Consider the following 12,706-nt stretch of genomic DNA (forward strand, 5'->3'; position numbering starts at 1 on the left):
CAGTGAGGAGGAATTCGATGAAAGAATTGATAAAAGAGCCCCAAATAGAAATAGACCCGGCGTCACAGCTGCATCATTGGGTTGAGCACTATCGCCCCTTTGCCGCCAATGGACAAAGTGCAAACTATATCCCCGCTTTAGGAAAAGTCAATGACTCACAGCTCGGCATTTGTATATTGGAGCCTGACGGAACAATGATACATGCCGGCGATTGGAACGTCCCTTTTACCCTGCAAAGCATTTCAAAAGTGATCAGCTTTATCGCCGCCTGCATGAGCCGCGGCATTCCCTATGTGCTGGACCGCGTAGATGTCGAGCCGACAGGTGATGCCTTTAATTCAATCATTCGGCTCGAAATCAACAAGCCGGGAAAGCCGTTTAATCCTATGATCAACGCGGGTGCCCTTACCATCGCATCGCTTCTTCCGGGTGAGTCGGCACACGATAAGCTCGAGTTTCTTTACTCGGTGATGGAAACCTTAATAGGAAAGCGGCCAAGAATTCATGAGGAAGTGTTCCAGTCAGAATGGGAAACCGCCCACCGCAACAGAGCGCTGGCCTACTATTTAAAAGAAACAAACTTTTTAGAAGCAGATGTAGAAGAAACGCTTGAGGTTTACTTGAAGCAATGCGCCATGGAGAGTACCACAGAAGACATTGCATTGATCGGCCTGATCCTTGCCCATGACGGCTATCATCCGATTCGCCGCCAGCAAGTGATTCCAAAGGACGTGGCAAAGTTGGCCAAGGCGTTAATGCTGACGTGCGGCATGTATAACGCTTCAGGCAAATATGCGGCGTTTGTCGGCGTGCCGGCCAAAAGCGGCGTCTCCGGCGGCATCATGGCTCTCGTTCCTCCAAGTGCCAGAAGAGAACAGCCTTTTCAATCTGGATGCGGCATCGGCATTTACGGGCCGGCTATTGACGAATATGGCAACAGCCTTACTGGCGGTATGCTGCTGAAACATATGGCGCAGGAGTGGGAGCTCAGCATTTTTTAAACATTAAAAAAGAGGTGATTGTATGCAGCAAATCCTGGAACATATCGTCGGTATCGCAAATGATCTTTTATGGTCAAAGCTATTAATTGTATTGCTCCTTTCTCTGGGAATCTATTTTACGTTCAGGCTTAAGTTTTTGCAGGTTCGCATGCTGAAGGAAATGGTGAGAGTGTTAAGAGAAGGAGCTGCTTCTCGGTCGAAAAACAGCATTTCTCCGTTTCAAGCCTTTTGCATCAGCATGGCAGCCCGTGTCGGCACGGGAAATATTACGGGCATTGCCATCGCTATTGCGCTCGGCGGGCCCGGTGCAATCTTCTGGATGTGGATTATCGCCATTATCGGATCAGCATCAAGCTTTGTGGAAAGCACACTGGCTCAGATTTATAAAGTAAAAGATGTAAACGGCTTCCGCGGCGGGCCGGCTTATTACATGGAAAAAGGGCTGAACAAAAGGTGGATGGGCGCGCTGTTTGCCGTATTAATCACCTTATCGTTCGGTATCGTCTTTAACTCAGTTCAATCAAATACAGTCAGCCTCGCCTTCGAAAACGCGTTCGGCACAAACCGCCTGACTTTGGGACTCATTTTAATTGCTGTGTTCGGCACGATTATTTTCGGCGGTGTAAAACGCATTGCGAAGCTGGCTGAATCCATTGTCGTCGTATTGGCTGTCCTGTATATCGGAGTTGCGTTTTTCGTGATTTTCACCAACATTACACAGTTGCCAGACGTGCTTGCGCTTATCGTGAAAAACGCATTTGGTTTTGACCAGGCCGCTGGCGGCGCCTTGGGAGCAGCGTTAATGCAAGGCGTCAGACGGGGAATCTTTTCAAACGAAGCGGGAATGGGAAGCGCACCGAATGCCGCTGCCACCGCAACAACAAGCCATCCTGTCAAACAGGGGCTGATTCAAGCTTTTGGTGTGCTTACTGATACGCTGGTCATTTGTACAAGCACCGCCTTTATCATTCTGTTTTCAGATGCCTACCATACTCCGGGACTGAGCGGAATCGCGCTAACTCAAGCCTCTCTCAGCGCCCATGTCGGATCGTGGGCATCAGGCTTTCTCGCCATTCTGATTTTGTTATTCGGATTCTGTGCTTTAATCGGAAACTATTATTATGGCGAAACCAATATCGGCTTTTTGAATAAAAGCAAAAAACTGATTTTTATCTACCGTATCGGCGTGCTGGCGATGATTGTGTTTGGCTGTGTTGCCAAAGTTCAGCTCGTATGGGATCTGGCTGATTTGTTCATGGGCTTGATGGTCGTCGTGAATTTAATCGCGATCTTCTTATTATCCAAGGTCGTTTTTACGGCGCTGAAAGACTATACACGCCAGAAAAAAGCAGGCAAAGATCCGGTCTTTTATAAAGATGTACTCAAAAACCATAATGGCATTGAGTGCTGGCCGCTTTCTGACACAAAGGCTGACACACACAACAAACAAATATCATAAAAAAAGGGTGTTCAGACATACGGGCTGAACACCTTTCTCTTGTTCGTTTATTGACAAACATGTAAGCGTCCATTACGATTTTCATATCTTTTTCAAAAAAATCTGAAAGAAGGCATCGGTACATTCTATGAATCCTATCCAACACATTCTTGATACATACCCGCTCATCGTATTAGACGGCGCAATGGCAACCGAGCTTGAACGCAAGGGCTGTGATTTGAACGACAGTCTCTGGTCGGCAAAAATTCTGCTGGAAGAGCCGAACCTGATTAAACAAGTTCATACTGATTATTTCGCGGCAGGCGCTGACTGTGCGATTACCGCCAGCTATCAGTCTACGTTTGAGGGCTTTGCCGCACGCGGGCTGAGCGAAGCGGAAGCACGCCGGCTCATCGAGATGTCCGTCACCATCGCAGCTGAAGCACGTGATGAATTTTGGGCGGTTGGAGAAAACCGTCTGAATCGGCCAAAACCGATTATTGCGGCTTCTGTAGGCCCTTATGGCGCTTATCTTGCGGACGGCTCTGAGTATCGCGGCAACTACGGAATCTCAGAGGATGAACTGGTTGAATTTCATCGCCCCCGCATGAAAGCGCTGATCGAAGCCGGAGCTGATGTTTTGGCATGCGAAACGATTCCGTGTCTGACCGAAGCAAAAGCGATTGTGCGGGTGCTCAAGGAGTTCCCTGAAACATATACGTGGATCAGCTTCAGTGCAAAAGACGGTCTGCACATCAGTGACGGAACACCTGCCGCTGACTGTGCGTCATGGCTTGATGAGCACCGCCAAATTGCAGCGCTCGGCATTAACTGCACGCCGCTTCAGCATATCCCTTCCTTGATAGAGGAGTTAAAAAAGCAGACATCAAAACCGATCATCGTCTACCCGAATTCAGGCGAGCAGTATGATCCGGAAACAAAAACGTGGAACGGCGCAGCATGCGCAGAGCCTTACGGAACAAGCGCCAGCACTTGGCATGAAAAAGGAGCGAAGCTGATTGGCGGCTGCTGCCGGACAAAACCCGAAGATATTCAAGAAATTGCGGCTTGGGCGCGCTCATTAAAAACAACTTGACTTATCGGAATTGTTTGTATATTCTATCTAAAAGCCGGTACGCCGGAGTCTCGTGTCACTCGCTGACATGAGATTTTTTATTAGGAAGGAAATAAATCGCCGATAGAAAGTTGGAAAAAGATGAACTCTGCTCACAACAAGAATGAGACAAACTTTCAGAGAAGTATGAAAAGCCGGCACCTCTTTATGCTTTCCTTAGGAGGTGTCATCGGAACCGGGCTGTTTTTAAGCTCTGGCTACACCATTCAGCAGGCAGGCCCGGCAGGAACAATACTCGCCTACCTAGTCGGGGCCGGAATCGTCTATTTGGTCATGCTGTGCCTTGGTGAGCTGTCAGTGGCCATGCCTGTAACAGGCGCCTTTCACACCTATGCAGCCAAATACATAGGGCCGGGCACCGGATTTACGGTCGCTTGGCTGTACTGGCTGACATGGACCGTGGCATTGGGATCAGAATTCACAGCAGCCGGCCTGTTAATGCAGCGCTGGTTCCCCCATACGTCCGTTTGGATGTGGAGCGCCGTCTTTGCGCTGTTCATTTTTTTGCTGAACGCATTTTCGGTCAAGTTTTTCGCTGAATCAGAATTTTGGTTTTCCAGCATCAAAGTATTAGCCATTGTATTGTTTATTCTTTTAGGCGGCTCTGCCATGTTCGGCATCATCCCGATCAAAGGCGGAGAAGCCGCTCCGATGCTGTCCAACTTCACAGCGGAAGGCGGGCTCTTTCCAAATGGATTTGTCCCGATTTTGATGACGATGCTGTCTGTCAATTTTGCCTTTTCGGGTACTGAGCTGATCGGAATTGCCGCAGGAGAAAGCGTTGATCCCGACAAGACGATACCAAAAGCGATTAAAACAACGGTCTGGCGTCTCTCACTCTTCTTTGTCGGAACGATTTTTGTGCTGTCAGGGCTGATTCCGATTCAAGAAGCTGGCGTCATCAAAAGTCCGTTTGTTGCTGTCTTTGACAGAGTCGGTGTCCCGTACGCAGCCGACATCATGAACTTTGTCATCCTGACAGCGATCCTGTCAGCGGCTAATTCCGGACTCTACGCTTCTTCCCGGATGCTGTGGTCTTTATCAAAAGAAAAAACGCTTCACCCGACATTTGCAAAGCTGACGTCAAAAGGAACCCCATTTAACGCGCTGGTGTTCAGCATGATCGGCGGCATTCTGTCATTGCTGTCCAGCGTATTTGCGCCAGACACTGTATATGTTGTGCTCGTATCGATTTCCGGTTTTGCGGTCGTAGTTGTATGGATGGGAATCGCCGCTTCTCAATTCATGTTCAGAAAACGTTATGTCGAAGCGGGAAACAAGGTTGCCGATCTGAAATACCGGACCCCTTGGTATCCGTTCGTGCCGATTGCCGCGTTCCTGTTATGCCTGGCTTCCGTCATCGGCATAGCCTTTGATCCAAATCAAAGAATCGCACTGTATTGCGGCATTCCGTTTATGGCCATCTGCTATGCAGTGTATTATGCGAAAAACCGCAAAAGCCAGCCGACTGCTGATATGACTCATTCAAAATAAAAAGAACCTGCCTCCGGGCAGGTTCTTTTTCATCTTCAAACTTCCACCGTCCAGTTGAACGGCCCTTTTACTTTGCCAAGCTGAATATCTGTTATCGTTTCATACAGCTTTTTCGAGATGTCTCCGATTTGTCCGTCGCCTACAATCACCGTTTTTCCATGAATATTGAGTTCACCGACAGGCGTAACAACCGCTGCCGTGCCCGTTCCGAATACCTCTGTCAATTCCCCGCGTACAGAAGCCGAATAAATCTCATCAATCGAAATTTTCTCCTCACGAACCGGAATGCCCCAGCTGCGAATCAGTTCAATCGCAGACGCACGTGTTACTCCGCTTAAAATACTTCCGCTTAAAGCCGGTGTGACAGCTTCCCCGTTAATGACGAAAAAAATGTTCATGCTCCCTACTTCTTCCGCGTATTTCTTTTCAATGGCGTCCAGCCACAGCACCTGGTCATAGCCCAGCTCATTCGCTTTCCGCTGCGCCTGAAGGCTGGCCGCGTAATTTCCGGATGTTTTTGCGCTGCCGACTCCGCCGTTCACCGCCCGAACGTACTCATCTTCGACGTAGATTCTAACTGGCTTCATCTGATCGCCATAATAGGAGCCGACAGGAGAAAGCACGATCATAAATGTATAGCTTTTGGATGCCTTCACACCGAGACTCGGTTCTGTGGCAATGACAAACGGACGAATATACAGTGACGTTCCCTTTTCCTTTGGAACCCAATCTTTCTCCAGCTCAACTAATTGCGTCAATGCCTCAAGCACCAGCTCTTCGTCTAAAGGAGGCATACTCATGCGCTCACACGATCTGTTCAGCCGCTTGATATTTTGATCCGGCCGGAACAGCAGCACCCTGCCATCTTCCGTTCTGTACGCTTTTAACCCCTCAAAGACAGCCTGGCCGTAATGAAAAACAGATGCAGACGGATCAAGCGTAAGCGGCGCGTACGGGGCAATTCTCGGATGATGCCAGCCTATTCCCTCTTCATAATCCATCACAAACATATAATCTGTAAAATATTTTCCGAATCCTAAGGATGACGGGTCGGGCTTTTCCTTATGAAATGCAATTTTTTCTCGTTCGATAAGCTTATTCAATTTGATCAGCACACCTTTCACACCATAATTGTTTAAATATTCAGTCTTTTTAAAGCTGCAAAAAGTATACAGCCTCTCCTTTTATCATACGCCGCTTCAAACCTATAAATTTCAGAATATTCTTTAGGATCATCAGCTATTATACACCACATTCATTGTCAAATGAAGATGAAATAAAAGAAAAACAGCCAGATTCATTCCGGCTGTCTGATTTAGATTGCTAAATACAGGACGACAATATGGCAAATCAGTAAAATATACACCGCAATCACAAATTGCCAATTGATCTTCTGCGCCCATGCAAACACCACCATCAAAATAGGAAGTATCACTATTCCTGCCAGCTTGTTAACCGTCATATCCGGACTGTTCGTTCCATCATAATGAATCGGCATTTCCGCCGGCAGAAACGGGTAAAACACGATTGAAAGGATGAAAGCAGCAATGACAGCCCCCCACAGCACTTTTCCATTCGTCAATAAAAACATAGAACCACCATTCCCTTCTTAAAACACATTGCTTTATGAATGATATGACTGTTCAACGGTGAATTTCGTTCGGTCTCCCCGCGTAATAATTTGCGCATATTCCACCACATCTTCATTTTTATCATAGGTGAGGGATTCTGATAAAAACGCAGGCGCTCCGACATTGGTTAACAAGTGGCCGCTGATCGTTTCATCCGTTAAAATCGGCTCGATCGATTCCGTGCCCCTGCTGATTTCAATATTGTATTTTGTCCTTAACAGTTCAAACAGCGAGCCGGTGCACTCTTCCTGCGCCAGCCCCGGTGCCGCTTTCCAAGGAATATATGAGGTGTGATACTGCAAAGGCTCCCCCTCGGCGTATCTGACTCTGACAAGCTTGTTGACAGGTTCATTCTCTTTCATTTTCAAAAGCTCGGCAATGGAGTGATCAGCAGGGATCACCACGAGTTCAAGCACTTTTGATTCAGAACGCAGGCCTCTCATTTGTTCTGCAAAGCTCGTAATCTTGTGCGGAATCGGCGTTTGTATTTTTGCCGCCGAAACAAAAGTTCCTTTTCCTTGAATCCGTTTAATATATCCCTCAAGCTCAAGCTGCTGCAGGGCCAGTCTCACAGTTGTTCTGCTGACATCATATTGCTCGCAAAACTCGCTCTCCGTCGGCAGCTGATCATTCGCCTGATATTTGCCCGACTTAATTAATTCAATGATTTTAAACTTGATAACAGAATATAAAGCTGTCATTTCATTCTCCCCATTCTGTATGCAACCGTTCTTTTTGATTGAGACCATAATATCACTTGCCTTCTAAATATGAAAGATTTGTATCCTTCTTTTATAACAAATTTTCAGAAATTAATATTGACAGTTTGATAATAGCGGTGCTAAATTCGTAATGACAACTGTCATAAATTGATCATAACAAATATGATGCTTGTCTATCTCTTTGAGGGGGTGTCACATGAAGATTCTTATCGCCAATCACTATGAAGAACTCTGTAAGTTAAGCGCTAACATTATTAAAGAACATGTACAGGCTAAGAAAGATGCCGTACTCGGCCTGGCAACAGGAAGCACGCCGGTCGGCTTGTACAAGCAGCTGATTTCAGACTATCAAGCAGGCGAAATCGACTTTTCAAAGGTTACTACATTTAATTTGGATGAATACGCAGGTCTCTCTCCATCTCATCCGCAAAGTTATAACCATTTTATGCACGAGCATCTTTTTCAGCATATCAATATGCAGCCTGATCATATCCATATCCCGCAAGGAGACAATCCGCAGCTTGAGGCTGAATGCATGGTATACGAGGATCTCATCCGTCAGGCGGGAGGCATTGATGTTCAAATCCTCGGCATCGGCGCCAATGGCCATATCGGTTTTAATGAACCTAGATCTGATTTTGAGGATCGGACACGAATCGTTAAGCTGTCAGAAAGCACAATACAGGCAAATGCCAGATTCTTCGGCGGCGATCCTGTCCTGGTGCCGAGACTTGCGATTTCAATGGGCATTAAAACCATCATGGAATTCAGTAAACAAATTGTGCTTTTAGCGAGTGGCGAGGAAAAAGCAGACGCCATTCAAAAGATGGCTGAAGGCCCTGTCACGACAGATGTACCGGCCTCAATTCTTCAAAAACACAATCATGTAACCGTTATCGCCGATCAAAAAGCAGCTCAAAAACTAAAGAAAGCATCATACTTATAAAGGAGACTGTCATGTTTAAAAAGGCATTTCAAATTCTGCAGCAGCTTGGCCGCGCGTTGATGACTCCGGTTGCCGTCCTCCCGGCAGCCGGTCTTTTGCTCCGTTTCGGTGACAAGGATTTACTGAACATCCCTATTATAAAGGATGCGGGCGGCGTTGTATTCGACAACCTGCCGCTGATTTTCGCCGTGGGGGTCGCGATCGGTTTAGCCGGCGGCGAAGGTGTAGCCGGACTTGCCGCTGTTATCGGATACTTAATTTTAACCGTCACCCTCGACAACATGGGAAAATTGCTCGGCCTTCAGCCTCCGTATGAAGGAGCCGAGCACCTGATTGATATGGGGGTATTCGGAGGAATCATCATCGGGCTTCTTGCCGCATATTTATATAAGCGTTTTTCATCAATCGAGCTGCATCCGGTCCTTGGATTTTTCTCAGGAAAACGGTTTGTCCCGATTATTACTTCCATCAGTTCATTGGTAATCGGCGTGATTTTCTCATTTGTTTGGCCGCTGATCCAAAACGGAATTAACGCAGCCAGCAGTTTAATTGCCGATTCAACGATCGGCCTGTTCTTTTATGCAACGATCTATCGTTTGCTGATTCCTTTTGGCCTGCATCATATTTTTTATACACCTTTCTACTTTATGATGGGAGAATACACAGACCCGTCAACAGGCAATACCGTAACCGGCGACCTGACAAGGTTTTTCGCGGGAGACCCGACAGCTGGGCGCTTTATGATGGGGGATTTCCCTTACATGATTTTCTGTCTGCCGGCAGTTGCTCTTGCCATTATTCATACAGCGCGTCCGGAAAAGAAAAAAATGATCTCCGGCGTTATGATTTCTGCGGCGCTCACATCTTTGCTGACAGGCATTACAGAGCCGGTTGAGTTTTCTTTCTTGTTCGTTGCGCCCGTGCTCTATTTGATTAACTCTATTCTCGCCGGCGTCATCTTTGTCGTTTGTGATTTATTCCATGTTCGCCACGGCTATACATTCTCAGGCGGCGGAATTGACTACGTCTTGAACTACGGACTGTCGACAAACGGCTGGGTTGTCATTCCTGTCGGGATCGTGTTTGCATTCATTTATTATTATTTGTTCCGATTTGCGATTTTGAAATGGAACTTGAAAACACCCGGCCGTGAAACAGATGAAGCCGATCAGACTGAGGCAAAAGCTCCTGTCGCAAAAGACCAGCTTGCCTTTCATGTGCTGAAGGCCTTGGGCGGACAGCAAAATATCGCCAACCTGGATGCGTGTATTACAAGGCTTCGCGTGACCGTTCATCAGCCGAGCCAAGTCAGCAAGGACGAATTAAAACGGCTTGGCGCCGTAGGTGTGCTGGAAGTCAATAACAACTTCCAGGCGATATTCGGAACAAAATCCGATGCTTTAAAAGACGACATCAAAACGATCATGGCCGGAGGCGTCCCGGACACCGCCGCCGCACTGGATACAGAGCCTGACAAGCAGCAGAAGCACGCTTCCGAAGAGACTTTTATTTATCCGGTTAAAGGAGAAACGGTCTCTCTGACAGACGTGCCTGATCAAGTCTTTTCAGAAAAAATGATGGGCGAGGGCTTTGCGATTGACCCATCAGAAGGAAAAGTCGTTGCCCCTGCAGATGGCGAAGTTGTCTCCATTTTTCCAACGAAGCACGCCATCGGCTTTATGAGCGCCGGCGGCACCGAAATCCTGATTCATGTCGGCATTGATACCGTCAAGTTGAATGGAGAAGGCTTTGAAGCTCATATCACGAGCGGACAAGCCGTCAAACAAGGCGAACTGCTTCTCACATTTGAACTCGATTACATCAAGCAGCATGCCGCTTCGGCTGTAACACCGGTTATTTTCACAAATGCATCTGAAGAAGAGATGAAGCACATCCACATGAAGTAAAAAAGTCCCCCCTGCTGCGGGGGACTTTTTCGCCAACATAATGAAAGCGCTGTCAAAATAAAATAATTTGAAAAAAGGTGTTTGCAATTGATTCACGAATGATATGAATATGCCTAAATCTTATCATTCTAAAGGGGGATTCATTTGAAAAAATTTATCGCATTTCAAATTTTAATTGCTTTGGCAATCGGCGCAGTGATCGGCCACTTTTTTCCTGATTTCGGGATGGCACTGAGACCTGTCGGAGACGGATTTATCCGCTTAATTAAAATGATTGTCGTGCCGATTGTATTCTCTACCATTGTCATCGGAGCGGCAGGAAGCGGAAGCATGAAAAAAATGGGCAGTCTCGGCATCAAGACGATCATTTGGTTTGAAGTGATTACCACGTTGGTATTGGCGCTCGGACTCCTATTAGCGAATGTCTTAAAACCGGGTGTCGGACTTGACCTCTCCCATTTGGCGAAAAAAGATATCAATGAACTTTCCGGCTACACAGACAAAGTTGTTGATTTCAAACAAATGATCCTCGATATTATCCCTACAAACATTATTGATGTCATGGCCAGAAATGATTTGCTTGCCGTTATATTCTTTGCTATTTTGTTCGGTGTTGCAGCGGCTGGCATTGGCAAAGCCTCTGAACCAGTGATGAATTTCTTTGAATCTGTCGCTCAAATTATGTTCAAACTCACGCAAATCGTCATGGTGACTGCTCCTATCGGTGTGCTTGCCCTGATGGCAGCCTCTGTAGGCCAATATGGCATTGAACTTCTCCTCCCTATGTTTAAGCTGGTCGGCACGGTATTCCTTGGTCTGTTCCTGATCCTCTTTGTCCTCTTTCCGCTTGTCGGTCTCATCTTTCAGATTAAGTATTTCGAAGTATTAAAAATGATATGGGATCTGTTTTTAATTGCATTTTCCACCACCAGCACCGAAACCATTCTTCCTCAGCTGATGGACAGAATGGAGAAATACGGCTGCCCGAAACGAGTGGTATCATTTGTCGTCCCCTCCGGCTTGTCACTGAACTGTGACGGCTCCAGCTTATACTTATCGGTTTCCTGTATTTTTCTGGCGCAGGCCTTTCATGTAGACATGACATTGTCCCAGCAGCTGCTCATGATGCTAGTGCTTGTGATGACCAGTAAAGGCATTGCAGCTGTTCCGTCAGGCTCGCTTGTTGTTCTTCTGGCGACTGCCAATGCTGTAGGGCTGCCGGCAGAAGGCGTTGCCATTATAGCGGGCGTTGACCGCGTCATGGACATGGCGAGAACTGGCGTGAACGTACCGGGACATGCGGTGGCCTGCATCGTGGTGTCGAAATGGGAGAAGTCCTTCCGCCAAAAAGAATGGGTATCCGCAAACGGAAAAACCGAAAGCGTGTAGAAAAAAAGAACACCTCATTCCCGAGGTGTTCTTTCTATTATTCAGCAGCAGCGTGTTCTTCTTTTTCAATCACTGCCAGTCTTGCGTTCACTTCTTCTTCTGTCATATTATGCTCTTGAACATACAGGTTTCTTGGGTTCGTGCGGCATTCGTGGCTGCAGCTGCGCATATATTTATACTCATTTTCCGGTGTGCATATCATTTTCTTGTTGCAAGATGGATTTGCACAGTTCACATAACGCTCACACGGTTCACCTGTAAAGTAGTCTTTTCCGACAATCACATGCTCGACACGGTTGACAGGCACGCTGATTCTTTCATCGAAAACGTAGCACTGGCCGTCCCAAAGCTTGCCTTGCACCTCAGGATCTTTTCCGTATGTTACGATTCCGCCGTCAAGCTGTGATACATCTTCAAAGCCTTGCTTCATCAGCCATCCTGAAAATTTTTCACAGCGCACGCCGCCCGTGCAGTACGTTAAAATCTGTTTGCCTTCAAGCATGTCTTTGTTTTCCTCAATCCACTCAGGCAATTCACGGAAGGCTTCAATGTCAGGACGGACAGCGCCTCTGAAATGGCCAAGATCATACTCGTAATCGTTACGTGCGTCGAGTACAATGGTGTTTGGATCCTGCATTTTCTCATAAAATTCTGCAGGCTTCAAATGCTGCCCTGTTGTTTCATTCGGATCCACATCATCTTCAAGACGAAGCGTCACAAGCTCTTTTTTATGACGGACGAAGATTTTTTTGAACGCATGCTCTTCTTCTTCATCAATTTTAAATACCATATCTGCAAAGCGAGGGTCAGCTTTCATTGTTTGCATATATTTTTCAGTCTGCTCAACCGTACCTGATACCGTACCGTTAATTCCTTCAGAAGAAACAAGGATACGGCCTAACAAACCAAGCTCCTTACAAAAAGCCAGATGCTGCTCTCTAAACGCCTCTGGATCTTCAATCGGAACATATTTATAGTAAAGTAATACTCTGTATTGTTTTTCCATGATTTAAACACCCTGTTCAATTATAGTTAGTTGCTAT

The 12,706-nt window shown here is 46.7% G+C and carries 11 protein-coding genes; 7 read left to right on the top strand and 4 right to left on the bottom strand.

The features are described from left to right. Nucleotides 1-17: 17 nt before the first annotated feature. From BSI_RS03315 to mmuP, 4 genes are all read left to right on the top strand, one after another. Complete coding sequence (locus BSI_RS03315) at nt 18-1,001, top strand: glutaminase (protein ID WP_003241345.1); 984 nt, start codon at nt 18-20, stop codon at nt 999-1,001. Nucleotides 1,002-1,023: 22 nt separating this feature from the next. Continuing rightward, entirely contained in the window at nt 1,024-2,460 is a 1,437-nt protein-coding gene (locus BSI_RS03310; RefSeq protein ID WP_003241347.1) for an alanine/glycine:cation symporter family protein, read from the top strand. 127 nt (nt 2,461-2,587) lie between these two features. Beyond that, entirely contained in the window at nt 2,588-3,535 is a 948-nt protein-coding gene (gene mmuM / locus BSI_RS03305; protein WP_003241349.1) for a homocysteine S-methyltransferase, read from the top strand. A gap of 120 nt (nt 3,536-3,655) precedes the next feature. Further along, nucleotides 3,656-5,068: an S-methylmethionine permease gene (mmuP, locus tag BSI_RS03300; RefSeq protein WP_032732287.1), complete on the top strand. Its 1,413-nt coding sequence runs from the start codon at nt 3,656-3,658 to the stop codon at nt 5,066-5,068. Nucleotides 5,069-5,103: 35 nt separating this feature from the next. On the opposite strand, the gene BSI_RS03295 is transcribed toward mmuP, so the two are convergent. From BSI_RS03295 to gamR, 3 genes are all read right to left on the bottom strand, one after another. Beyond that, nucleotides 5,104-6,171 (bottom strand): branched-chain amino acid aminotransferase, encoded by a 1,068-nt coding sequence (locus BSI_RS03295; protein ID WP_032732294.1) that lies wholly within the window; start codon nt 6,169-6,171, stop codon nt 5,104-5,106. A 212-nt stretch (nt 6,172-6,383) separates the two neighbouring features. Next, nucleotides 6,384-6,659 carry a DUF1648 domain-containing protein gene (locus BSI_RS03290; RefSeq protein WP_003241363.1) on the bottom strand — a complete coding sequence of 92 codons (276 nt, stop codon included), beginning with the start codon at nt 6,657-6,659 and terminating at the stop codon, nt 6,384-6,386. A 33-nt stretch (nt 6,660-6,692) separates the two neighbouring features. Next, nucleotides 6,693-7,400 carry a transcriptional regulator GamR gene (gene gamR, locus BSI_RS03285; protein ID WP_003241365.1) on the bottom strand — a complete coding sequence of 236 codons (708 nt, stop codon included), beginning with the start codon at nt 7,398-7,400 and terminating at the stop codon, nt 6,693-6,695. 217 nt (nt 7,401-7,617) lie between these two features. Between gamR and nagB the strand changes: the two genes are divergently transcribed. From nagB to gltP, 3 genes are all read left to right on the top strand, one after another. Further along, nucleotides 7,618-8,367, top strand: a complete 750-nt coding sequence (nagB, locus tag BSI_RS03280; RefSeq protein ID WP_003241367.1) for a glucosamine-6-phosphate deaminase — start codon at nt 7,618-7,620, stop codon at nt 8,365-8,367. A gap of 11 nt (nt 8,368-8,378) precedes the next feature. Next, nucleotides 8,379-10,274 carry a glucose-specific PTS transporter subunit IIBC gene (gene ptsG / locus BSI_RS03275; RefSeq protein WP_003241369.1) on the top strand — a complete coding sequence of 632 codons (1,896 nt, stop codon included), beginning with the start codon at nt 8,379-8,381 and terminating at the stop codon, nt 10,272-10,274. Between the two features lie 144 nt (nt 10,275-10,418). Then, a complete protein-coding gene (gene gltP / locus BSI_RS03270) occupies nt 10,419-11,663 on the top strand; it encodes a glutamate-aspartate/proton symporter GltP (protein WP_003241372.1) in 1,245 nt (414 codons plus the stop codon). 37 nt (nt 11,664-11,700) lie between these two features. Here the strand turns inward: gltP and trhO are convergent, their stop codons facing one another. Beyond that, a complete protein-coding gene (trhO, locus tag BSI_RS03265; protein ID WP_003241374.1) occupies nt 11,701-12,669 on the bottom strand; it encodes an oxygen-dependent tRNA uridine(34) hydroxylase TrhO in 969 nt (322 codons plus the stop codon). Nucleotides 12,670-12,706 lie beyond the last annotated feature (37 nt).

It is taken from the genome of Bacillus inaquosorum KCTC 13429, from assembly GCF_000332645.1.
Lineage (GTDB): Bacteria > Bacillota > Bacilli > Bacillales > Bacillaceae > Bacillus > Bacillus inaquosorum.

Bases quoted from the DNA above. Each gene is read 5' to 3' on its own strand.
- gamR (WP_003241365.1), bottom strand. From the start codon at position 7,400: ATGACAGCTTTATATTCTGTTATCAAGTTTAAAATCATTGAATTAATT.
- trhO (WP_003241374.1), bottom strand. From the start codon at position 12,669: ATGGAAAAACAATACAGAGTATTACTTTACTATAAATATGTTCCGATT.
- ptsG (WP_003241369.1), top strand. From the start codon at position 8,379: ATGTTTAAAAAGGCATTTCAAATTCTGCAGCAGCTTGGCCGCGCGTTG.
- BSI_RS03310 (WP_003241347.1), top strand. From the start codon at position 1,024: ATGCAGCAAATCCTGGAACATATCGTCGGTATCGCAAATGATCTTTTA.
- BSI_RS03315 (WP_003241345.1), top strand. From the start codon at position 18: ATGAAAGAATTGATAAAAGAGCCCCAAATAGAAATAGACCCGGCGTCA.
- BSI_RS03290 (WP_003241363.1), bottom strand. From the start codon at position 6,659: ATGTTTTTATTGACGAATGGAAAAGTGCTGTGGGGGGCTGTCATTGCT.
- mmuP (WP_032732287.1), top strand. From the start codon at position 3,656: ATGAACTCTGCTCACAACAAGAATGAGACAAACTTTCAGAGAAGTATG.
- nagB (WP_003241367.1), top strand. From the start codon at position 7,618: ATGAAGATTCTTATCGCCAATCACTATGAAGAACTCTGTAAGTTAAGC.
- mmuM (WP_003241349.1), top strand. From the start codon at position 2,588: ATGAATCCTATCCAACACATTCTTGATACATACCCGCTCATCGTATTA.